Source organism: Streptomyces sp. NPDC088387 (assembly GCF_044753385.1).
Lineage (GTDB): Bacteria > Actinomycetota > Actinomycetes > Streptomycetales > Streptomycetaceae > Streptomyces.
The window spans coordinates 17,703-40,205 of record NZ_JBIVNC010000021.1; the positions used below are offsets into that span (position 1 = coordinate 17,703).

Annotated in this window: 19 protein-coding genes; 8 read left to right on the top strand and 11 right to left on the bottom strand. The window is 72.1% G+C overall.

The window, feature by feature from the left end; translation table 11 throughout:
• Positions 1–62: 62 nt before the first annotated feature.
• The gene (locus tag ACIQAC_RS37335) at positions 63–1,829 is read right to left on the bottom strand and encodes a TIGR03767 family metallophosphoesterase (protein WP_402199416.1); all 1,767 of its coding nucleotides are present in this window, start codon (positions 1,827–1,829) and stop codon (positions 63–65) included.
• 469 nt (positions 1,830–2,298) lie between these two features.
• On the opposite strand from ACIQAC_RS37335, the gene ACIQAC_RS37340 reads away from it, so the two are divergent.
• Positions 2,299–5,595, top strand: coding sequence for a S8 family serine peptidase (locus tag ACIQAC_RS37340; RefSeq protein WP_402199418.1), 3,297 nt, complete (start codon positions 2,299–2,301; stop codon positions 5,593–5,595).
• A 63-nt stretch (positions 5,596–5,658) separates the two neighbouring features.
• Here ACIQAC_RS37340 and ACIQAC_RS37345 read toward each other — a convergent pair whose 3' ends face one another.
• Both ACIQAC_RS37345 and ACIQAC_RS37350 read right to left on the bottom strand, forming a co-directional pair.
• Positions 5,659–6,531, bottom strand: coding sequence for a hypothetical protein (locus tag ACIQAC_RS37345; protein ID WP_402199420.1), 873 nt, complete (start codon positions 6,529–6,531; stop codon positions 5,659–5,661).
• A 1-nt stretch (position 6,532) separates the two neighbouring features.
• Positions 6,533–7,066, bottom strand: a complete 534-nt coding sequence (locus tag ACIQAC_RS37350) for an RNA polymerase sigma factor (RefSeq protein ID WP_402199421.1) — start codon at positions 7,064–7,066, stop codon at positions 6,533–6,535.
• Positions 7,067–7,310: 244 nt separating this feature from the next.
• Between ACIQAC_RS37350 and ACIQAC_RS37355 the strand changes: the two genes are divergently transcribed.
• Complete coding sequence (locus ACIQAC_RS37355) at positions 7,311–8,327, top strand: aspartate-semialdehyde dehydrogenase (protein WP_402199424.1); 1,017 nt, start codon at positions 7,311–7,313, stop codon at positions 8,325–8,327.
• Between the two features lie 58 nt (positions 8,328–8,385).
• Here ACIQAC_RS37355 and ACIQAC_RS37360 read toward each other — a convergent pair whose 3' ends face one another.
• From ACIQAC_RS37360 to ACIQAC_RS37370, 3 genes are read right to left on the bottom strand one after another with little or no spacing between them, the layout of a single operon-like run.
• Complete coding sequence (locus ACIQAC_RS37360) at positions 8,386–8,733, bottom strand: type II toxin-antitoxin system PemK/MazF family toxin (RefSeq protein ID WP_402199426.1); 348 nt, start codon at positions 8,731–8,733, stop codon at positions 8,386–8,388.
• Entirely contained in the window at positions 8,720–8,950 is a 231-nt protein-coding gene (locus ACIQAC_RS37365; protein ID WP_402199428.1) for a ribbon-helix-helix domain-containing protein, read from the bottom strand. The genes ACIQAC_RS37360 and ACIQAC_RS37365 overlap by 14 nt, the downstream gene beginning before the upstream one ends.
• A gap of 56 nt (positions 8,951–9,006) precedes the next feature.
• Positions 9,007–9,480: a DUF1203 domain-containing protein gene (locus ACIQAC_RS37370; RefSeq protein WP_402199430.1), complete on the bottom strand. Its 474-nt coding sequence runs from the start codon at positions 9,478–9,480 to the stop codon at positions 9,007–9,009.
• Positions 9,481–9,593: 113 nt separating this feature from the next.
• On the opposite strand from ACIQAC_RS37370, the gene pepN reads away from it, so the two are divergent.
• Positions 9,594–12,164 (top strand): aminopeptidase N, encoded by a 2,571-nt coding sequence (pepN, locus tag ACIQAC_RS37375; protein WP_402199433.1) that lies wholly within the window; start codon positions 9,594–9,596, stop codon positions 12,162–12,164.
• Between the two features lie 109 nt (positions 12,165–12,273).
• Here pepN and ACIQAC_RS37380 read toward each other — a convergent pair whose 3' ends face one another.
• Entirely contained in the window at positions 12,274–13,563 is a 1,290-nt protein-coding gene (locus ACIQAC_RS37380) for a M14 family zinc carboxypeptidase (RefSeq protein ID WP_402199435.1), read from the bottom strand.
• 385 nt (positions 13,564–13,948) lie between these two features.
• Between ACIQAC_RS37380 and ACIQAC_RS37385 the strand changes: the two genes are divergently transcribed.
• The gene (locus ACIQAC_RS37385) at positions 13,949–14,476 is read left to right on the top strand and encodes a MarR family winged helix-turn-helix transcriptional regulator (protein ID WP_402199438.1); all 528 of its coding nucleotides are present in this window, start codon (positions 13,949–13,951) and stop codon (positions 14,474–14,476) included.
• Positions 14,477–14,644: 168 nt separating this feature from the next.
• Here ACIQAC_RS37385 and ACIQAC_RS37390 read toward each other — a convergent pair whose 3' ends face one another.
• The 3 genes from ACIQAC_RS37390 to ACIQAC_RS37400 all read right to left on the bottom strand — a co-directional run bounded on the left by ACIQAC_RS37390 (position 14,645) and on the right by ACIQAC_RS37400 (position 17,329).
• Positions 14,645–14,920, bottom strand: a complete 276-nt coding sequence (locus tag ACIQAC_RS37390; RefSeq protein WP_402199440.1) for a hypothetical protein — start codon at positions 14,918–14,920, stop codon at positions 14,645–14,647.
• Positions 14,921–15,010: 90 nt separating this feature from the next.
• Positions 15,011–17,089 (bottom strand): 4-alpha-glucanotransferase, encoded by a 2,079-nt coding sequence (gene malQ / locus ACIQAC_RS37395; protein WP_402199443.1) that lies wholly within the window; start codon positions 17,087–17,089, stop codon positions 15,011–15,013.
• Positions 17,090–17,329: a hypothetical protein gene (locus ACIQAC_RS37400; RefSeq protein WP_402199445.1), complete on the bottom strand. Its 240-nt coding sequence runs from the start codon at positions 17,327–17,329 to the stop codon at positions 17,090–17,092. It lies immediately after the preceding gene.
• Between the two features lie 212 nt (positions 17,330–17,541).
• Between ACIQAC_RS37400 and ACIQAC_RS37405 the strand changes: the two genes are divergently transcribed.
• From ACIQAC_RS37405 to ACIQAC_RS37415, 3 genes are read left to right on the top strand one after another with little or no spacing between them, the layout of a single operon-like run.
• Positions 17,542–18,075 (top strand): PadR family transcriptional regulator, encoded by a 534-nt coding sequence (locus tag ACIQAC_RS37405; RefSeq protein WP_402199447.1) that lies wholly within the window; start codon positions 17,542–17,544, stop codon positions 18,073–18,075.
• On the top strand, positions 18,072–18,779 hold the full coding sequence (locus ACIQAC_RS37410; protein WP_402199449.1) for an ABC transporter ATP-binding protein: 708 nt from the start codon (positions 18,072–18,074) through the stop codon (positions 18,777–18,779). The genes ACIQAC_RS37405 and ACIQAC_RS37410 overlap by 4 nt, the downstream gene beginning before the upstream one ends.
• Positions 18,776–20,119: an FtsX-like permease family protein gene (locus tag ACIQAC_RS37415; RefSeq protein WP_402199450.1), complete on the top strand. Its 1,344-nt coding sequence runs from the start codon at positions 18,776–18,778 to the stop codon at positions 20,117–20,119. The genes ACIQAC_RS37410 and ACIQAC_RS37415 overlap by 4 nt, the downstream gene beginning before the upstream one ends.
• A 210-nt stretch (positions 20,120–20,329) precedes the next feature.
• Here ACIQAC_RS37415 and ACIQAC_RS37420 read toward each other — a convergent pair whose 3' ends face one another.
• Positions 20,330–20,866 carry an HNH endonuclease gene (locus tag ACIQAC_RS37420; RefSeq protein WP_402199453.1) on the bottom strand — a complete coding sequence of 179 codons (537 nt, stop codon included), beginning with the start codon at positions 20,864–20,866 and terminating at the stop codon, positions 20,330–20,332.
• A gap of 311 nt (positions 20,867–21,177) precedes the next feature.
• On the opposite strand from ACIQAC_RS37420, the gene ACIQAC_RS37425 reads away from it, so the two are divergent.
• Positions 21,178–22,284, top strand: a complete 1,107-nt coding sequence (locus ACIQAC_RS37425) for a mechanosensitive ion channel family protein (RefSeq protein ID WP_402199455.1) — start codon at positions 21,178–21,180, stop codon at positions 22,282–22,284.
• Positions 22,285–22,503: the final 219 nt, after the last annotated feature.

Genomic DNA, 22,503 nt, shown 5'->3' on the forward strand with positions numbered 1-22,503 from the left:
CGAGGGCGAAGACCTGCACCGATTCGCGAGGGTTGCTCGCCTGTCACCCGGTTGAGTGACTTTCAGCCCTTCTTGAGTACGAGTTCCGTGTTGCGGTCGCGGGCGGATCCGCCGAGGTCGGTGCGGGAGCCGGGGGCGTTGTAGGACAACTCCCGGTAGAGGGCGGCGAGTCCGGTCTGGGAGAGGTCGGCGAAGTCGGTGGAGTGCGGGGCCGCGGACTCCACGAGCGTGGTGAACAGCGAGAGGGTGCCGTCCTTGTTGTCGGCCAGCTCGACGACCCGGGCGAGCTGCGGGTAGTCGACGTGGGAGGCGGTGGAGATCTCCCAGAACGAGTAGCCGTCGCGGCCCGGGTGCGCGGTGATGACGTTGCGGTGGATGTGGCCGTTGACCCAGGCCAGGACGTTGCGGTGCTGGTTGAGCAGGGCGACGACCTCGCCGCCGTTGTGGCGGCGCTCGCCCGGGCGGGCCGGGTCCGGGCGGGTGTTGTCCATGGACTCGCTGGTGTGATGGCTGAAGATCACCGCGTACGAGTCGCTGTGCTCGCGCAGCGTGCGCTCCAGCCACTTCAGCTGGGCGGTGCCGATGGAACCCTCGTAGTGGCCGCCCGCGTCGGTGGTGTCGAGGCTGATGCCGATGACGTCGTCCGCGATGCGGAACGAGTAGTACTGCGTGCGCGCGTCGACGTTCGCCGTGGAGTAGCCGTGGCCGACCGGGCCCATGCCGGTGTAGGCCGGGTCGAGGTGGGCGTTGAGGTACTCGGTGGCGGTGAAGGGGGCGCGGCGCTCGTCCGGCGTGATCGAGCGCAGGTCGCGGCTGTGCGCCCTGAGCAGGTCGCGGAACTGCGTGCCGATCGGGTCCTTGGCCTTCTTGATGGCGTCCTGGAGCTTCTTGGCCTCGCCGGCGGCCAGGCTCATCAGCTTCCTGCCGCCGGTGGCGAACTCGGCGAGGTAGGAGTCACCGTGCCCGTAGCAGCCGAGCGGCAGGGAGTCGTGGTTGCCGACGGTGGAGTACCAGGGCAGGTTGAGGCCGGGGCTCTGCACCTCGCGTACGGCGGCGGCGAGGAAGCCGTCGAGCCGCGGGAAGCCGCGCTGCTTGTCGGCGTCGCGGACGGTGGCGTCGGGCTGCCAGTACTGCTTGAGGCCGCTGTTCTGGACGCCCTCGTAGCGGCGCGGGTCACCGGAGTTGGGGGTGATACGGCCGCCGCTCATGACGGTCAGGTACCACTCCAGCTCGGTCCTCGCGTTGTTGTCCGTGTTGTCGCCGGTGGTGATGGCGAAGTGCAGCGGGGAGCCGGTGACGGGGGCGCCGCGCAGCGCGTTGACCCGCTCCACGAGCGAGATCGCGCCCTGTACGGTCAGCGCCTCCTGGGGCCGCCAGGCGTGCACGTCGGCGGAGCGCAGGAACTCCAGGCGCAGCGGGTGCTGGGCGTCGATGATGTGCAGGTCGGTGAGCTGGACGAAGGCGGCGAGGGCGGTACGGCGGTCGGCGCGCCCGGACCTGGCGGCGGCGAGGTCGCCGCGTACGACCCGCTTCCAGCCGATGCCGTCGCCGAGCCGGCGGTATCCGGTGCCCGCGCGGGGCGTGGCGACGGTGTTGAGGGTGGTGCCGCGGCTGTAGGGGGCGAGGGGTGCTGCGGGTGCCCGGCGGGAGACGGCGATGGGCGCCTCCTCGGCGGCCACCGGTACGGCGGCGGCCTGGCTGTCGGTGGGCCGCAGGGCGTAGCCGACGCCCGCGGAGAGCGTGACGGCTCCGGCGGTGGCGAGGACGGCGCGGCGGTTGACCGCCACGTTTGCGGCGGCGGAGCTGGCGACAGAGCGTATGCGCGACATGGCGCGATCTCCCCGAGTACGGACGCGTCGGCAGTGGTCGCGGGTGGTCGCAGTCGCGAACCTCCCGCTCGTACTGGATGCTTGGCACCAGGGGTGGCCTGCGCGTAAACGAGACGACAACGCACAACGCCGATCTCCGTACGTCGATCTTGGGCCGACCGGCGCGCCCTGTGCCGCTCCCTCAGCGGCTCGCAGACCGTCACTCAGGGTTCATCTGGCGGGGTAGGAGGGCCCTCACGCGGGGCCGCACCATGCCGGGAACGGGCGACTTGTCACGGCTCGGGGGTTGTCTCCGGATAAGTCGTCGCGGGTTTTCCCCACGAATCCATCTCCATGCTGCCAACTCTTCCCAAACATCTGTCGCTTGCGTAAGGCTGAGCGGTCGTCCGGGATCGCGTTCCGGACAGTCGCGGCCAGGACCGATCGGCCCAGGTCGCTCCACGCTCGTTCCTTACCTATAGGGATGCCGATGACCCTCACCCCCGAGAGCGAACCGAGACCGGGCGCGAGACGCGCGGCCCGGATCGCCGTGGCCGCCGGCCTGGTGGCCGCACTCGCCGCGGCCGGGCCCGTACCCGTGGCCCTCGCCGCCGACGCCCCGCCCGCCGCGGCGGACCCGAGCGTCAAGTCCGCCCACGACAAGCTGGGTTCGGACGACGCGGAACTGCTCGCCGACGCCAAGGCCGAAGGCGACAAGACCATCACGCTGATGGTCGCCACCGCACCCGGCCAGACCGAGCAGGTCGCCGGACAGCTCGACGCGGTCGACGGCGGCCTCGTGGGCCAGACGTACGACAAGCTCGGCTACGTCCGCGCGACCGTCCCGACCGGCCGGGCGGACGCGGCGATCGCCGCCGCCACCAAGCTGTCCTCCGTGCACGGCATCGACCTGCGCGAGGAGATACCCCTGGAGGACCCGCGTCCCGACGCGTCCTCCACCAAGGGGGCTTCGGCCACCGGCACCTACCCGGCGCCCGGGAAGAAGACCCCGGCCGAGAACCCGTACAACCCGTCCTTCGAGACCGGTGCCGTCGACTTCGTCGACGACCACCCCAAGGCGGACGGCCGCGGCATCACCATCGGCATCCTGGACTCGGGCGTCGACCTCGGCCACCCGGCGCTCCAGAAGACCACCACCGGCGAGCGCAAGATCGTCGACTGGGTGACGGCGACGGACCCGGTCTCCGAGGGCGACGGCACCTGGCGCCGGATGACCACCTCGGTCTCCGGGCCCGCCTTCTCCATCACCACGCAGGACCTCGGCACGGAGGCCTTCAAGGCCCCGGCCGGCAGCTACAAGTTCAACTACTTCGCCGAGTCCGCCACCACCGGCGGCGAGATGGCCGGCGACCTCAACCGCGACGGCGACACCACGGACGTCTGGGGTGTGCTCTACGACCCGGCCTCCGGCACCGCGCGCGTCGACCTGAACGACAACCTCGACTTCACCGACGACACCGCGATGAAGCCGTACAAGGACGGCTACCAGATCGGCTACTTCGGGACCGACGACCCGGCGACCGCCATCGCCGAGCGGATCCCGTTCGTCGTCGAGATCCGCAAGGACGTCGTCTACAACGCGGCCGGCGCCAAGGCCGACTACGTCAGCATCGGGGTCATCGAGGGCGCGCACGGCACCCACGTGGCCGGCATCACCGCCGCCAACGGCCTGTTCGGCGGCGAGATGAACGGCGCGGCGCCCGGCGCCAAGCTGGTCTCCTCGCGCGCCTGCACCTGGACCGGCGGCTGCACCAACGTCGCGCTCACCGAGGGCATGATCGACCTCGTCGTCAACCGTGGCGTCGACATCGTCAACATGTCCATCGGCGGCCTCCCGGCGCTCAACGACGGCAACAACGCGCGCGCCGAGCTCTACACCCGCCTCATCGACACCTACGGCGTGCAGCTGGTGATCTCCGCGGGCAACTCCGGCCCCGGCGCGAACACCATCGGCGACCCCGGCCTGGCCGACAAGGTGATCTCGGTCGGCGCGACCATCTCCAAGCAGACCTGGGCCGCCAACTACGGCTCCAAGGTGGAGAAGTCGTACGCGATGATGCCGTTCTCCTCGCGCGGTCCGCGTGAGGACGGCGGCTTCACGCCGACCCTGTCCGCGCCCGGCGCGGCCATCAACACCACGCAGACCTGGGCGCCGGGCGGTCCGGTCGCCGAGGCCGGCTACACCCTGCCGCCCGGCTACTCGATGCTCCAGGGCACCTCGATGGCCTCCCCGCAGCTGGCCGGCGCGAGCGCGCTGCTGCTGAGCGCGGCGAAGCAGCGCAACCTCGATCTGACCCCGGCCGTGCTGCGCACGGCGCTCACCTCCACCGCCGACCACATCAAGGGTGTGCAGGCGTACGAGGAGGGCGCGGGCCTCATCAACATCGAGGACGCCTGGGACGCGATCCGTGACGGGGCGACCGCGCACGAGTACACCGTCAAGGCTCCGGTGGACACCGCGATCGACCAGTTCCTGAAGACCCCCGGCTTCGGCACCGGCATCTACGACCGCGAGGGCGGTCTGAAGGCCGGCCAGAAGAAGACGTACGAGATCACGCTGACCCGTACGTCCGGCGCGGACAAGGCGCTCCGGCACGAGCTGCACTTCGAGAACAACGCCGGCTCCACCTTCCGGATCGTCGGCTCCGACGAGGTGAAGCTGCCGCTGAACCAGCCGGTCACCGTCAAGGTGCAGGCCGCGCCGAAGTCGGCCGGTCTCAAGAGCGCGATCCTGGAGGTCGACGACCCGCGCACCGAGGGCATCGACAAGCAGGTGCTGAGCACGGTCGTCGTCGCGGCGCCGGTGAACTACAGCTACTCCGCGTCGGGTTCGGTCCAGCGCAACAGCACGACCTCGTACTTCGTCGACGTGCCCGCGGGCGCGAAGACGCTGGAGGTCGCGATCGGCGGGCTGAAGGACAAGAGCCAGACCCGGTTCATCTCCATCCACCCGTACGGCGTTCCGCTCGACAACACCTCGACGCCGTTCTGCTACAACAACTACCTCGACGGCAACGGCTGCCGCCCCGACGTGCGTTCGTACGTGGACCCGCAGCCCGGCGTCTGGGAGATCGAGGTCGAGTCGCGGCGTACGTCGCCGCTGCTCGACAACCCGTACAAGCTGGACGTCACCGTCCTCGGCGCGGCCTTCGACCCGGAGACCGTGACCGTTCCCGAGGCGAAGGTCGGCACGCCGGCCCCCGCCTCCTGGAAGGTGACCAACGAGGCCGGCGCGATCGACGGCAAGCTGGTGGGCGGCCCGCTCGGCTCGTCGCTGACCACCCGTCCGGAGATCCGGACCGGTGAGGTGGACACCACGACGGTCGTGGTGCCGGAGGGCGCCAGCTCGCTGGACGTGGCGATCGGCAACGTCTCCGACAACAGCGCCGACCTGGACCTCACGGTCCTGGACGACAAGGGCGTCGTCGTGGGCGAGGCGGCCGACGGCGACTCCGAGGAGGCCGTGTCGATCCCGCAGCCCAAGGCGGGCACGTACACCGTGCGGGTGATCGGCTACTCGGTTCCGGCCGGGACGACCGCGTACGACTACCGGGACGTCTTCTTCTCCCCGGCGCTGGGCAGTGTGAGCGTCGACGGTACGCCGGTGAAGCTCGGTACCGGTGACTCCGTGGACGTCTCCGCGAGTGTCACGGCCGCCGCGCCGGCGCCCGAGGGACGGGCGTTCTTCGGCGAGGTCCGGCTGGTCAACGCGCGCGGCACCACCGCGGGCGTGGGCAGCGTGGTGATCGGCAAGGTCACGCCGTAACCCGAACCACTGAGGGCGGGCGTCTTCGGGCGCCCGCCCTTTGTGTTGCCCGCGCGACCCGCGCTACCCGCAGCCGAGTCCCCGGGAGGCGGGCAGGGCGTTGGTGATCCAGTCCCGGTCCTCGGCGATGGCACGGGCGCCCACGGTCCACAGTTCGGGTACGTCGGTGTCGGCGCGGAAGCCGACCAGGGCGGGTTCGCCCTCCTGGAGCGGGGGCTGGGCGTCCTGCGCCATGAGGAAGGTGATCTCCCGGTCGCCCTTGTCCGGTTTGAAGTAGCGGGTGACGTCCAGGGTGATCTGGTACTGGTCGCCGCCCGGCCGGCGGCGCACGGTGGTGACGTCGCCCTCGACGACGAGGTTCAGACAGGCCAGATAGGTGGGGCCCGTCTGGGCCGCGGTGGCGGGTGCCGTCGCCTTGTCCTCCGCGGCCCCGCCGGCGTCGCTGTCGCTGCTGCTGGCCGCCTCGTTCGGCCCACCCGAGCCGACGACGAGCCAGCCGAGGCCGGCCAGCACGGTGACCGCGCAGGCCGCGGCGAGGGTGCCGAGGGCGATGGGCAGGAACCGGCGGCGGGGGCGGGGGGCGCCGCGCCGCGCGGGGACGGGGGTGGGGATGGGCTTGGTCGTGGGCCCGGGTTCGGTTTCGGCGGCGGGTACGGGCTCGGGTTCGGGTTCGGGGGCCGTGAGGGCTTCGGCGAGGACTCCCAGCTGCTCGCGCAGCAGCTCCACGTCGGTGGCCGCGGAGCGGTACCCGGCCATGAACGCCGCGTCCGCGCGGGCCTCGTCGGTCAGCGGCTCCTCCAGGAGCACGGCCAGCAACGGGTCCATGGCGTCGTACGGCCCGTCGGACGCACGGTCGGACCTGCGGTCGGACCTGCGGTCGTCCTCATGGCCGTCGGAGCCGTCGTAGCCGTCGTAGCCGTCGTGTTCGACGGACACGTCACACCACCTCGTCCTCGTGCAGCCGGGCGCGCAGGGCCCGGACCGCGGTGTGCAGCCTGCTCTTGACCGTGCCCTCCGGTATGCCCAGCTCCTCGGCTATCCCGCGGACCGGAAGGTCGGCGTAGAACCGCAGGATCAGGACCTGGCGCTGGGCGTCGGGCAGCTCGTCCAGGCCGCGGGCGACGGCCAGGGAGAGCAGACGGGTGTCCTCGCCCGAGGGCAGCACCGGCTCGTGGAGTGCGGCGAGCCGTTCGCCGAGCCGCTCCTGGCGGCTTCTGGCGCGATGCCAGTCCATGGCGAGGTTGGAGGCGACGACCGCCGCCCAGGCGGAGACGTTCCGCGGTGCCTCGCGGCCGCTCGCCGCCCGTTCCAGCAGCCGCAGGCGGACCTGCTGCACCCCGTCCGGCAGGTCCGCCTGCGGTACGCCGCCCAGCGCGAGCACGGCTCGCACCCGGCGTTCCTGGGCCGCGTCCAGCGGGTCGTCCGCCAAGCGGTCCGCCCCCTGGCCGCGGCGGGCCATTCTGCGCAGCACAGCCACCCCTCTCTTGCCGCGTTTCCCCTAGGACGCCGGTCCGGGCCAAAACGTTCGGTGGTGGTCCGAAGATCTTCCGGAGTCCTCGAGTCGTACGTCACACCGGGCCCGCGGCCCGGCCCCCGCGCGCGTGCCGGTCCACCCCTTGGGCAAACGACTGGACACATGTGGCGGGGTCCCGCGCATGATGGAAGGGTCCGGATCGTCCCGGGCACGCACACGCACGTCACGCAGAGGAGTCGCAGTGAGGGTCGGAATCGTCGGAGCCACCGGTCAGGTCGGCACGGTCATGCGCGGGATTCTCGCGGAGCGGAAGTTCCCGGTCGAGGAGCTGCGTCTGTTCGCCTCGGCCCGCTCGGCGGGGACGGTCCTCGACGGCGTCACGGTGGAGGACGCGTCCACGGCGGACTACTCGGGCCTGGACATCGTGCTGTTCTCGGCGGGCGGCTCGACGTCGCGGGCGCTGGCGGAGAAGGTCGCCTCGCAGGGTGCCGTCGTGATCGACAACTCCTCGGCGTGGCGCCGGGACCCGGACGTGCCGCTGGTGGTGTCCGAGGTGAACCCGCACGCGATCGCGAACCGGCCCAAGGGCATCATCGCCAACCCGAACTGCACCACGATGGCCGCGATGCCGGTGCTGAAGCCTCTGGCCGAGGCGGCCGGGCTCGAAGCGCTGGTCGTCTCCACCTACCAGGCCGTGTCCGGCTCCGGTCTCGCGGGTGTGGAGGAGCTGTTCGAGCAGGTCAAGAAGGTCGGCGACGACGCGCCCAAGCTGACCCACGACGGTGCGGCGGCAGAGTTCCCGGCGCCGAACAAGTACGTCGCGCCGATCGCGTACAACGTGCTGCCGCTGGCCGGCTCGATCGTGGACGACGGTCTGCACGAGACCGACGAGGAGCAGAAGCTCCGCCACGAGTCCCGCAAGATCCTGGAGATCCCGGAGCTCAAGGTGTCCGGCACCTGTGTGCGCGTCCCGGTCTTCACCGGCCACTCGCTCCAGATCAACGCCCGCTTCGCCCGTCCGATCAGCGCCGAGCACGCCAAGGAGCTGCTGGCCGGCGCGCCGGGTGTGGCCATCGCGGAGGTGCCGACCCCGCTGACGGCCGCCGGCCAGGACGTCTCGTACGTCGGCCGCATCCGCGAGGACGAGACCGTCGACAACGGCCTCGCCCTCTTCGTCTCCGGCGACAACCTCCGCAAGGGCGCCGCCCTCAACGCGGTGCAGATCGCGGAACTGGTGGCGGCGGAGCTGAAGAGCTGACGCCGGTACGTGCCGGAAAGGGGGCGCTCCGCTTGAAGGGGCGCCCCCTTCGACGTGCTCAGAGGTCCAGGTGCAGTCGCAACGCGGCCTCGATCTGTGCCATGCGCTGACGGGGTACCGACCCGATCTGCCGCAGCAGCCGATCCGGAGCCAGCGCCCGGATCTGCTCGCACTGCACCTTGGAGTCCTTGAGGAGACCGGCCTCCCCTGCGGGAAGCAGCACCTGGAACGGGTACACGCGCGCGGTGTTCGTGGTCAGGGGGACCAGGGTCACGACTCCCTGCCGGGTTCGCTCCACGGCCGTGTTGGCGCCGTCGTTCGAGACGATCACCGCCGGTCGGGACTTGTTGGCCTCGCTGCCGCGCGCCGGCTCATAGTCGACGAGGTAGACGTCACCGCGCTTCATCTGTCAGCCCGTCCCCTGAGAACTGGTCCCAGAACGCGGCGTCCTCACTGCCGTCCCACTCGGCGAACGCCTCCGCGTATTCCTGCTCCAGGTGGGCCTTGCGGAGCAGATCGATGGCGTCGTGTATCACCGCGGACCGGGAATCCGCCGATCTCCTGGCGACGTACTCGTCGACGAACGTCACATCCTCCTGCGGCAGACTCACGCTGATCTTCATACCCCACAGATTACCAGGGTATGACTCACTTGGCTACCAATGCTACTACCGTTCGGTCACTCACCCCTGCCCACCTCGAAGAGGAAACACCCGTACTCCACCGCCCGCACATGGACCAGTGCCACCTCCGGATCCGCGAAGGCAGCCGTGAGGGCCTCGTCGAAGGCGGTCTCGACCAGCTCGCCGCCCAGGATCCGGCCCGCCGCCGAGTAGCGGCGCAGTACCCGGTGGGAGGTGGTGAACGGCAGGGCGGGCGTCTCCGGCCCCGCGCAGTCGCCGGCGTGGACGAAGACCGGGCCCTGTTCGTCGTACGCGCCCGGATCGGCGCCGGTCCCGGCCGCCCAGCGGCGCAGGGGGGCGTACGAGACCAGGGCGATCGACTCGCCGGGCATGCTGCGGCGCAGGCAGCAGCGCAGTGGGGCGCCGCCCTCCTCGTCGGTCAGGGGAACCATCGGGCGTCCGGCGTCGTCCACGGTGCGCAGTTCCTTCAGGACCACGGGTGCGATCGGTCGTGCGGTGTAGGTCGTCATGAGGCCCAGCCTCACGCGCGTACGCCCCGCTGACCGGCGGGATCCGGACATCGCGCTCCCCGCGGCTCCCGTGGAAGGATGGCGCGAACCACACATAACGAGGAGATGACCGCGTGCCTGGCACAAACCTGACTCGCGAAGAGGCACAGCAGCGGGCGAAGCTGCTCACCGTTGACTCGTACGAGATCGATCTCGACCTCTCCGGCGCGCAGGAGGGCGGCACCTACCGGTCGGTGACCACCGTGCGCTTCGATGTCGCCGACAGCGACAGCGAGTCCTTCATCGACCTGGTGGCGCCCGCCGTCCACGAGGTCACGCTGAACGGCGACGCGCTCGACCCCGACACCGTGTTCAAGGACTCGCGGATCGCGCTCGCCGGCCTGCCGGCGGGCCGGAACGTGCTGCGGGTGGTCGCGGACTGCGCGTACACCAACACCGGTGAGGGCCTGCACCGCTTCGTCGACCCGGTCGACGACCAGGCCTACCTGTACACCCAGTTCGAGGTGCCGGACGCCCGCCGCGTCTTCGCGTCCTTCGAGCAGCCCGACCTGAAGGCGACCTTCCGGTTCACGGTGAAGGCGCCGACCGGCTGGACCGTCATCTCCAACTCCCCGACGCCCGAGCCCAAGGACGACATCTGGGCCTTCGCGCCGACGCCGCGCATCTCGTCGTACATCACCGCGCTGATCGTCGGCCCGTACCACTCGGTGCACAGCGTGTACAAGAAGGACGGGCAGAGTGTGCCGCTCGGCATCTACTGCCGGCCCTCGCTCGCCGAGTACCTGGACTCCGACGCGATCTTCGAGGTCACGCGGCAGGGCTTCGACTGGTTCCAGGAGAAGTTCGACTACGCGTACCCGTTCGAGAAGTACGACCAGCTGTTCGTGCCGGAGTTCAACGCGGGCGCGATGGAGAACGCGGGCGCGGTCACCATCCGCGACCAGTACGTGTTCCGGTCGAAGGTGACGGACGCCGCGTACGAGCTGCGCGCCGAGACCATCCTGCACGAGCTGGCCCACATGTGGTTCGGCGACCTCGTGACCATGGAGTGGTGGAACGACCTGTGGCTGAACGAGTCGTTCGCCACCTACACGTCCATCGCCTGCCAGGCGTACGCGCCCGGCTCGCGCTGGCCGCACTCGTGGACGACGTTCGCCAACTCCATGAAGACCTGGGCGTACCGGCAGGACCAGCTGCCGTCCACGCACCCGATCATGGCGGAGATCGGCGACCTGGACGACGTCCTCGTCAACTTCGACGGCATCACCTACGCCAAGGGCGCCTCCGTACTGAAGCAGCTCGTCGCCTACGTCGGCATGGACGAGTTCTTCCGGGGCGTGCAGGCCTACTTCAAGGCGCACGCGTACGGCAACACCCGGCTGTCCGACCTGCTGGGCGCCCTGGAGGAGACCTCCGGGCGGGATCTGAAGACCTGGTCGAAGCAGTGGCTGGAGACCGCCGGGATCAACATCCTGCGCCCGGAGATCGAGACGGACGCCGACGGTGTCATCACGTCGTTCGCCGTCCGCCAGGAGGCGCCCGCGCTGCCGGCCGGCGCCAAGGGCGAGCCAACGCTGCGCCCGCACCGCATCGCGGTCGGCGCCTACGACCTCGACGCCAACGGCCGGCTGGTGCGCGGCGACCGCGTCGAGCTGGACGTCGACGGTGAACTGACCGCCGTACCGGAGCTGGTGGGCAAGCGCCGCCCGGCGGTGGTACTGCTCAACGACGACGACCTGTCGTACGCGAAGGTCCGCCTCGACGAGGAGTCCCTCGCGTTCGTCACCGAGCACCTCGGCGACTTCGAGGCCTCGCTGCCGCGCGCCCTGTGCTGGGCGTCGGCGTGGGACATGACCCGGGACGCCGAACTGCCCGCCCGCGACTACCTCTCGCTGGTGCTGTCCGGCATCGGCAAGGAGACCGACATCGGTCTGGTGCAGTCGCTCCAGCGGCAGGTGAAGCTGGCGATCGACCTGTACGCCGACCCGGCCGCCCGGGAGGCGCTGCTGACCCGCTGGACCGACGCCACGCTCGCGCATCTGCGGTCGGCGGCGCCGGGCAGCGACCACCAGCTGGCCTGGGCGCGGGCGTTCACGGCGACCGCGCGGACGCCGGAGCAGCTGGATCTGCTGGACGCGCTGCTCGACGGGTCGGGCAGCGTCGAGGGGCTGGTCGTGGACACCGAGCTGCGCTGGGCGTTTGTGCAGCGGCTCGCCGCGGTGGGCCGCTTCGACGAGGCGGAGATCGCCGGCGAGTACGAGCGGGACCGCACGGCCGCCGGTGAGCGCCACGCGGCCACCGCGCGGGCCGCGCGTCCGACGGCGGAGTCCAAGGCGGAGGCCTGGGCGTCGGTCGTGGAGTCGGACAAGCTGCCCAACGCCGTGCAGGAGGCGGTCATCGCGGGCTTTGTGCAGACCGACCAGCGTGAGCTGCTCGCGCCGTACACGGAGCGGTTCTTCGAGGCGGTCAAGGGCGTGTGGGAGTCCCGCTCGCACGAGATGGCCCAGCAGATCGCGGTCGGGCTGTACCCGTCGGTGCAGGTCGCGCAGGACACCCTGGACCGGACGGACGCCTGGCTGGCGGCGGCCGAGCCGAACGCGGCCCTGCGCCGCCTGATCTCCGAGTCCCGCGCGGGCGTGGAGCGCGCCCTGAAGGCCCAGACGGCGGACGCGACGGCGGAGTAACACGCGGGTTCCGCGAGCACGGACACGCAGAGGGAGGCGGGCGACCGGACGGGTCGCCCGCCTTCCCCATGGCCGAAGGGGCGGGTCCGAGGGGCGGGTGGCCGGACGGTCATCCGTCCTTCGCGTGGTCCCGGTCGTGGTTGCGGGTGCAGACTCGGCCCGCTATGTCCACCATCGTCCGTACGTGCAGGCCGGTCTGGGCGGAGATCGGCACCCAGCGTGGCGCGTACGTCTTGTCCAGTTCCTGGCACCACTCGCGCACCAGGTCGCCGAGGGCGTCCGCGGTGCGGGGCGCGACGGGGGTCAGTGCGCGCCGCATCATGCCGGCCGCGCGCAGCGGGATGCGCCGGGCGGCGACGGCGAGGGTCGCGAAGTGGCCGCGGGAACCGCCGAGCTCCTCCGCGGCCCAGGTGGCGGCGACCGACGGCGCGACCGCGACCAGCTCCCGGGCGGCGTCCCGCAGCGGCGCGAGTTCCTCCGGTACGTCCGCCCCGGCCCGGGCGCCGAGCACGTCCGCCAGCTCTCCGGTCCGGCCCATCAGCAGCCGCCCGATCCGGGTGACCTCGCGGCCGGGGTCGGTGGCGGTCCGGGAGTCGCTCACCGCGGGAACGGACCAGGCCGGCGCCTCGACGAGGGTGGTCAGCGTGCCGTACCGGCGCGGGTAGAGCCAGGTGCTCTCGGCGACGAAGCCACTCGGGTCGCGCTCGGTGCAGGTGCGGCCGTCGGGGAGCAGCAGCACACCGGGCGGGGCGGGCAGCCAGTCGGGGCCGTCGCAGGGGTGGTCGTCGAGCGGGACGCGGAGCAGCGCGGCCGTGGTGCGGAAGGCGCGGGCGGCGCCGGGCACCGGGCGGGTCATCATCGTGAAGGCGCCGCCGAACTCGATGCCGTGCAGGGTGAACTGGGCCACCGGCCGCAGTTCGTCGAGGAGCCGGACCAGCGTCGCCGACTCGGGCAGGGGGCGGCGGTCCTCGCCGCGCACGGGCAGTGACTCGGGCTGGCGGGCGAACGCGGGCCGGTAGAAGCGCAGATGGCACTCCTCCAGCGAGGGCGCGGGCTCCTCGGGGACCCAGCCGTGCGCGAGGCTCGCCCCGTCGGGGTCGAGGCAGAGCAGGAAGTGCCAGGTGCAGCCGAGCCGTTCGAGGGTCTCGGGGCGGCGGGCGAAGAGACGGGCGAGGCGGAGCGCGGAGGCGCCGCCGACCGGTTCGTTCGCGTGGGCGCCGGCGACGGTGAGGATCTGCCGCTCGCCGTGGCCGGCCGAGAGCAGCCACAGCGGGCGTCCGGCGCGGCTCTCGCCGGCGGCGCGCAGCCGCAGGGTGCCGGGTGCCGCGGCGGCCAGTGCGTGGGCCTGCCGCTCCAGTTCACCAACGGCCGGGTACACCGGCTGCCACGAGGTCCGCACGCCGGCGTCCGCTCAGGCGTCCTGGAAGGTGCGTTCCCCGGGGGTCTCGTGTGTGTCGAGCGGGTCGGGCCTGTCCAGCGGGCGCGTCACGGTCGCCTCGGCCATGTGAATGTCCTCCCCGTTCAACTCTCCTGCTGCGCACACCACTTGACTGAAAACAAAGCCCCCTCGCGGGAGCTTCCTGCCCACTGTCGTGCGGGTGAACAACAGTGTCAAGGGTGCGTTTTCGAGTCGGATGTCGCAGTTGGGAGCGTACCTGCGTATCGGTGCGGTGTGGCCGAAAATGTTGGTCGCTTTTGTTGGGAGGTGACAGTGCGCGACGCCGTCTGCTCCCTCTGCCGGGTCGCTTGCTTGCGACTGACCAAAGCGGGGCACATAGTCCCCCATGACCTCGAACCCGACCCCCGCCGACGGCCACCACGACGACGTCGACACAATCGTCGAGCAGTGGGCCGACGTGCGGCCCGATCTGGACGCGCGCGCGATGGAGGTCTTCGGCCGGGTCTTCCGGCTGTCGCGGGTGATGGGCGACCGGATGGAGGGCGCGTGCGCGCGGTTCGGGATCTCCCGCGGGGAGTTCGACGTCCTGGCGACCCTGCGGCGCTCCGGCACGCCGTACACGCTGTCGCCGCGCCGGCTCTCGGCGACGCTGATGCTGACCACCGGCGGTATGACCGGCCGCCTCGACAAGCTCGAACGCGCGGGGCTGCTGCGGCGCTCGCCCGATCCCCACGACCGCCGGGGCCTCAAGGTGACCCTCACCCAGGAGGGGCTTGACCTGATCGAGGAGGCGGTCGACGCGGGCCTCGCGGTCCAGTCGGCGGCCCTGTCCGTCCTCGACGAGCAGGACGCGGCCCAACTGTCCCACCTGCTCCGCAAGCTACTCGCCGGGGCACAGACCGAGCGGGGCTGACCACCTCAGGAGGGTCACCCGAACGGCCCCGGCAGCCACCGGCGAGGAGGCCCGTGGGGGCGGAAACACGTCGAGGGCGGCGGTCCCGGCGTCGTATGCCCATCGGGATACGGCGGCGAGATCGGCGCCCTCGTGCGAGAACCGGCCCGCGTGCGAGAACCGGAAGGGTCAGGCGTCCGCCTTCGCCTTGGGGCGGGTGGCGGGGACGGTCACCCGGTGCGACGGGTGGGACTTGTCCAGGACCAGCACCAGTCCGGTGATGACGCCGAACAGCACCAGCGGGGCAAACACGAACCAGCCCAGCGTCTCGATGACGCTCAGGCCCGTGCCGGGGTCGTCGCCGTCGTCGCGGGTCAGCGCGAGCGCGGGGGACGACATGAGCAGCATCATCAGCGTCGTACCGGCAGCCAGGGCGCCGGCGCGCAGGGCGTTCTTCTTGTCCACGGGCCCAAAAGTACCGAACGCCGGGTGACGGCGCGCGTCCGGGGTGCCGTAAGGCCTCCGCGTCGCGCGCCCCGCCCTCTCGGAGGCGCCCTACGGGACCCCGTCGATCTCCCCCCGCACAACCTCCAGCAGCGCGTGCAGCCGTGCCGAGGCGGCGAGTCCCTCCAGCGTGACCGGCCGGCCCTCGGCGTCGGCGATCGGCAGCCGCCAGTTGGGGTACTGGTCCCAGGTCCCCGGCAGGTTCTGCGGGCGCCGGTCGCCGACCGCGTCCGGGAGCCAGAGGCCGACCAGCCGGGCCGGTGTGCGCAGCAGATAGCGGTGGAGTGCCTGTACCTCGGCCTCCTCCTCCGAGGTGCCGATCCCGCCGCTGCCGGAGAGCAGGCCGAGCCGGGTGAGCAGGGCCAGCCACTCGCTGGTGTCGGCGGCGGCCTCGGCGCGCTCCACGGACAGCGGGCGGGTCAGCAGGCCCAGGCGGTCGCGGAGTTCCACGTGGTCGCCGGTGAGGCGGGACGCCGTGGGCGGCAGATCGTGGGTGGTGGCGGTGGCGAGGCAGTCGGAGCGCCAGCCGTCCGGCGGAAGCGGGGTGCCGTCGCCCGCCCAGTCCCGCTCGAACCACAGCACGGACGTGCCGAACACCCCGCGCTCGCGCAGCGTCTCGCGGACACCCGGCTCCACGGTCCCCAGGTCCTCGCCGATCACCACGGCCCCGGCGCGCGAGGCCTCCAGGACCAGGACGGCGAGCATGGCCTCGGCGTCGTAGCGGACGTAGGTGCCCTCGGTGGGCGGTTGGCCCAGCGGGACCCACCAGAGGCGGAACAGGCCCATGACGTGGTCGAGACGCAGGGCGCCCGCGTAGCGGAACAGGCCGCGCAGGAGTTCACGGAAGGGCGCGTAGCCGGAGTCGGCGAGCCGGTCCGGGCGCCACGGGGGCAGGCCCCAGTCCTGGCCGCGGGCGTTGAAGGCGTCGGGCGGGGCGCCGACGGACATGCCTGCGGCGAAGTACTCCTGCTGCGCCCAGGCGTCGGCGCCGCCGGGGTGCACACCGACGGCGAGGTCGTGCACGATCCCGACCGGCATACCGGCCTCGCGGGCGGTGCGCTGGGCGGCGGACAGCTGGGTGTCGGTGAGCCAGGCGAGCCGGCAGTGGAAGTCGACGCGGTCCATCAGCTCGCCGCGCGCGCGGGCGGTCTGCGGCGAGCGGGGGTCGCGCAGCTCCGCCGGCCAGTTGTGCCAGTCGGAGCCGTGCACCTCGGCGAGCGCGTTCCAGGTGGCGTGGTCCTCCAGGGACTGGCCACGCGCGGCGAGGAAGTCGCAGTAGGCGGCCCGGCGTCCGGGCCCGAGCGGCACCTCGGCGAGCAGCTCCAGCGCCTCCCGCTTGAGCGCCCACACGGCGTCCCGGTCGATCAGCTCGCCCTTGTCCAGCACGCTCTCGCGCAGCCGCCCGGCCCGCTCCAGCAGCCCGCGTACCCGGTCGCGGTCCTCGGCGTAGGCGAACTCGGGCACGTCCTCGACGCGCAGGTGCACGGGGTCGGGGAAGCGGCGGGAGGAGGGCCGGTAGGGCGAGGGGTCGGTGGGTGTGCCGAGTACGGCCGCGTGCAACGGGTTGACCTGCACGAATCCGGCGCCGAGCGAACGTCCTGCCCAGGCGGCGAGTTCCCCCAGGTCACCGAGGTCGCCCATGCCCCAGGAGCGCTGCGAGAGCAGCGAGTACAGCTGCACCAGAAGTCCGTACGAGCGTCCCGCGGGCGTCGGCAGCCGCGGCGGGGCGACGACGAGGTGGACGTCGGCGGTGCGGCCGTCGGGCGCGGTGGCGGTCAGCCGGTGGACGCCGGTCGGCAGTTGGGCGACGAACTCGCTGGTCTCCCCCTGCTCGGTCTCGACCCGCAGCCGGGTGCCCTCGGGCAGCGCCTCAAGGGCGGCGGGGAGGGTGTCGCCCCAGGCGACGACGGTCGGCGGCAGCAGCCGCTCGTCGAGCGCGCGGCGGCGGTCGGCGAGTGCGGCGCGCGCGGCCTCGGGGGTGGCGGTGTCGACACCGAGTGCGGTCAGGGCCCGGGTGATCGCGGCGGCGGAGGCCGTGACGGTCTGGTCCGGGGCGGGGCTGTAGGAGGTGGCGACGCCATGCAGTTCGGCGAGACGGATCAGGTCCTCGGCCGGCCGGGGTGCGTTCATCTACGGCCTCGTGGTGTCGGAGTCCACGGCGGCGAGCGGCGGCTCGCTGGTGAGGGGTTCGGCGTGTGGCAGCGGCGGCTCGCTGGTCAGTGGTGCCTGCGCGCAGCTGCTCTCGGAGTGGAAGACGCAGATGTGCCAGTCGTCGGGGTCGGTGACGGCATGGTCGTCGGACGGGCCGCCGGGCCGGTCGTCGGGCCGTTTGGAGAGGGCCGAGAGCAGAAGATGCGCCGATGCGGCCACGGGGGCCTCCTTCTTGTCGTGTACCGGCCCGCGGACGGGACGGTGTACGTCATGGGCTAAGGCAGCCCTACCCAGTGCACGCCGACACAGACGTGTCTCCTGTGACCGACTGCTGTGACCGGCTGTGACCGAATGTGACCGGCCGATGTGACCTGCCGATGTGGCCGGGAGACTATTCACTCAGTACATGTACTCAGTGCATACTGATGCCCATGAGCACCCGCCACATCCTGCTCGGCCTGCTCGGCACGGGTTCCAGCCATGGCTACGACCTCAAGCGACGCCACGACGAACGTTTTCCGCAGGCCCGGCCGCTGGCGTACGGGCAGGTGTACACCACGCTCCAGCGGCTGGTCCGCGACGATCTCGCAGAGGTCGACGGCACCGACTCCGACGGCGGCCCGGAGCGCACGCTGTACCGGGCCACCGAGGCCGGCCGCCGCGAACTGGCGCGCTGGGTGGGCGAGGTCACCCCGCCCGCGCCCTTCGTCACCAACGAGATCTTCACCAAGGTCGTCGTCTCGATCCTCGCCTCGGCGGACCCGGCGGGCCATCTGCGCGACCAGCGCGCGGCCCACATGGCGCGGATGCGGGAGCTGACGGCGGTCAAGACCGCCCCGGACGCGGACCTGTCGACGGTTCTGTCGGCCGACTACGCCCTGTCCCACCTGGACGCCGACCTGCGCTGGATGACCACCACCGCGACCCGGCTGGCGTCCCTGACCGCGGAGGTAGACACCGCATGAGCACAGCATCCGCCGCCCCCGACACGCCCCTGCTGGAGGCACGGCACGTGTCCAAGGCGCACGGCGCGACCCGGGCACTGCGCGGCGCGTCGGTCGCGCTCGGCGCGGGCGAGATCCTCGCCGTCACCGGACCGAGTGGCAGCGGCAAGTCCACGCTGCTGCACTGCCTGGCCGGGATCGTCCGGCCCGACGCGGGCGAGGTGCACTACCGCGGCGAGCGCGTCGACCGGCTCCCGGAGCACCGGCTGAGCGAGCTGCGGCGTACCGGGTTCGGTGTGGTGTTCCAGTTCGGCCAGCTGATCCCGGAGCTGACGGCGCTGGACAACGTGGGGCTGCCGCTGCTGCTGGCCGGCCGGGGGCGCGGGGAGGCGCGGGCCGCGGCGGGCGAGTGGCTGGAGCGGTTCGGGGTGCTCGGGCAGGGGGAGCTGCGGCCGGGCGAGATGAGCGGCGGGCAGGCACAGCGGGTGGCGCTGGCACGGGCCCTGGTGACGTCTCCGGCGGTGGTCTTCGCCGACGAGCCGACCGGCGCCCTCGACTCGCTCGCCGGGGAGCAGGTGATGACGGCCCTGGTGCGTACGGCCCGCGAGGCGGGCACCGCCGTGGTGCTGATCACGCACGACGCGCGGGTGGCGGCGTACGCGGACCGCGAGGTGGCGCTGCACGACGGCACGGTCGTCTCGCGGGATGCGGCGGTGGCGCTGTGAGGGCGGATCTGCGGCTGGCGTGGGCGCTGCTGGCGGGGTCGGACCGGCGGGAGTGGTGGCGGATCACGCTCACCGCGGTCGGGGCGGTGGCGGCGACGGGGTTCGCGCTGGCCGCGGTCACCCTCGCCTCGCTGGACGGGCAGTACTCGATCGGCGTCGCGCACGGACTGCTGGACCAGCCAGGGGAGCGGGCGGGTGTGGTGCTCGCGCTGGTGCTGCTGCTGATCCCGGTGACCGGGTTCCTCGGGCAGTGCGCGCGGATCGGGGCGGCGCACCGGGACCGGCGGCTGGCCGGGCTGCGCCTCGCGGGCGCCTCACCGTGGCAGGTGCGGCGGATCGCCGCGTACGAGACCGGGCTGACGTGTCTGGTGGGCTCGGCGGTCGCGACCGTGTTCTCGGTGTTGATGCTGCTGACCCGGTGGGGGCGGCCGCCGGCCCTGGCGTGGGCCGGGATCGCGGCGGTGGCGGTGGCCGTGCCGGTGGTCGGGGTGCTGGTGAGTGTGCTGGCGCTGCGCCGGGTGGTGGCGTCGCCGCTGGGCCGGGTACGGCGGGTGCGGGCTCCGCGTGGCCGGGCGTCCGGGTTCGTGGTGGCGGGGTCGGTGGTCGCGGTGGCGGCGCTGCTCGGGCTCGCCCCGCTCCGGTTCGCGGACGGGTCCGTGGGCGCGCTGCCGTTGGCGGTGTGCGCGGCGGTGTTGCTCGTCGGGGCGGGCGCGGTCGCGCTGTCCGGGGCGTCCGCGCTGCTGACCGGACGGCTGCTGGCGGCGCGGACGGACCGCCCCGCGGTGCTGATCGCGGCGGAACGGCTGCGTGACGACCCGTGGACGGCGGCCCGTACGCATGCGGCGGTGCTGCTGGTGACCGTGGTGGCGACCGGGTTCGTCGGCGTACGCCAGGTGTTCCTGGCCGAAGTCCGCACCGACGTGCACCTGGCCGACTCTCGGGCCTTCTACACCACCGGCGTCGACCTGGCGGGCGCGGCCGTCGCCGTGGGCCTGCTGATCACCCTGTGCGCGCTCGCCGTCGGCACCGCGGAGTCGGTCGCCGCCCGGCGCCGGGGCCTGGCCGCGCAGCGGGCCGCCGGGGTGCCCCGTTCGGTACTGGCCCGCGCCCTGCTCCTTGAGACCGCGCTCCCGCTCGCCCCCGCGCTGGCCCTCGCGGGCACCGGCGGCATGGCGATCGGCGTCTCGTACGCGGCCGTGGCGTCCGGCGGCACCTGGTCGTTCCCCTGGCCCGCCCTCCTGGTCCCGGCCGCGATCTACACGGCGGCCCTCCTGTCGGCGGCCACCTCACTGCCGCTGCTGGGCAGGTCAACGGGTGTGGGAGAACTGCGGTACACGTAGGCCTCCGCGCCCCGAGGGCCAACCGGTGCCCGCCGGCCCGGCGCGGGTCGGAGCCACGCCGGTCAGGGGCGGAGGGTGGCTCTCGGGGGTGGCCCGGGGTGGGTTCGGGCATGCCGGGGGGATGCCCGGCGGGTGGGGGCGGGGGGCCGCCCGGGGGGACCGGGGGGTGGGGGCCGGTCCCGTGCGGGGCAATGTGAAAGCCCGGATCCGTCAGGCGGAAATGCCGTCGATCCGGGCCAAGGCGTCGTCCGCGCCGTATGGCTGCAAGTACGGCAGCCAGCGCGGGTCCCTATGTCCTGTCCCGATGATGCGCCAGGCCAGGCCGGTGGGTGGGGCGGGTTTGTGGCGCAGCCGCCAGCCGATCTCCACGAGGTGTCGGTCGGCCTTCACGTGGTTGCAGCGGCGGCACGACGCCACCACGTTGTCCCAGACGTGTTTGCCCCCGCGGCTGCGCGGGATGACGTGGTCGACGCTGGTTGCGACGCCACCGCAGTACATGCACCGGCCCCCGTCGCGCGCGAAGAGCGCCCGGCGGGTAAGAGGAACGGGCCCCCGATAGGGAACCCGGACGAATCGCTTGAGCCGGACCACGCTGGGTGCGGGGACTGTGACGGTTGCGCTGTGCAGAAAGGCGCCGGACTCCTCAAGGCATACGGCCTTGTTCTCGAGGACGAGGACGAGCGCGCGGCGGAGCGGTACGACGCCGAGCGGCTCGTACGACGCGTTCAGGACCAGGACATGCGGCACGGATGCCTCCTTGGGCGTCGGCGGCGCGTGGCTCGCGCCGGGACGATCTGCACTCAGTCTCCCCTCATGCCTGGTCGAAGCGCCACCATGTGCCGGTAACGGGCTGGGAGTGTTTTCGACCACACGGGGAAGCGCCCCCGGGATCACCGGCGGTTCATCCCTCCTGTTCACCCCGGGGGGAGCCCGATCTCCGCGCCGGACATCACGACGATCCCCACCGGATGCCCCGTTAGTGTGGTTGCTCGACCCCTTCCAGTGACCTTTTCGTGACCTTGGACCGGGCCGGACCACTGCTCCAGGAGGTACCCGCTGTGTCGTCGTTGTCCGATCCACTGACCCCCGTACTGCTGGCCGACGCGTCCCCGTCGCCCTCGCCGTCGGAGTCGACCGGGCCGGCGGTGCCCTCACTCAAGGACGCGCACGAGAGCGCGACGAACGCGGCGGGCTGGGTCGAGCAGAACTGGTCGACGTGGCTCGCCATCGGTCTGCGGGTGCTGCTGATCCTGGTGATCGCGATTGTGCTGCGGGTGGTGGTGCGGCGGGCGATCACCAAGCTGATAGACCGGATGAACCGCTCGGTGCAGGCCGTCGACGGCACCGCGATCGGCGGCCTGCTGGTCAACGTGGAGCGGCGCCGCCAGCGCTCCCAGGCGATCGGGTCGGTGCTGCGCTCGGTCGCGAGCTTCCTGATCCTCGGCACGGCCGCCCTGATGATCCTGTCGACCTTCCAGATCAATCTGGCGCCCCTGCTGGCCTCGGCCGGTGTCGCGGGCGTGGCGATCGGCTTCGGCGCCCGCAACCTCGTCACGGACTTCCTCTCCGGCGTCTTCATGATCCTGGAGGACCAGTACGGCGTCGGTGACTCCATCGACGCGGGTGTCGCCTCCGGCGAGGTGATCGAGGTCGGTCTGCGCGTGACCAAGCTGCGCGGCGACAACGGCGAGATCTGGTACGTCCGCAACGGCGAGGTCAAGCGGGTCGGCAACCTCTCGCAGGGCTGGGCCACGGCCGGCGTCGACGTCACCGTCCGCCCCACCGAGGACCTCGACACGGTGAAGGAGCTCCTCGTCAAGGTCGGCGAGGACATGAGCAAGGAGGAGCCCTGGAACGAGATGCTGTGGGGCCCCATCGAGGTGCTGGGCCTGGACAGCGTCCTGCTGGACTCCATGGTCGTACGCCTCTCCGCCAAGACGATGCCCGGCAAGGCCCTCACGGTGGAGCGCGAGCTGCGCTGGCGCGTCAAGCGGGCCCTGGACGCCGCGGGCATCCGGATCGTCGGCGGTCTGCCGCTCCAGATGGAGGCCGACGCGGTGACCGACCCGACGGCCGGCATGGCGGCCCCCTCGGTCTACGCCAACACCGCGTCCCCGCAGTCCGCGGCCGCCTCGCCGATAGCGCCGCCGAGCGTCACGAAGTAGCCCGCCCCTCGCATACTTCGCGCCCCCGCAGGTAACGACTGAGTTGCCGCGGGGGCGCTCGCTATTGACGCCCCCTTCGCGCCGGGATTACGTTCCTGCCAACTGAATAGGAAAGTTTCCTAACAGTGGCGGGCAAGCCTGTCGTCAACGCCGGATGGACGGTGCGTCCGCGGCGCTGACAAGCTGGCCCACGAACAGGCGAAAGGCAGGTGTCGACCC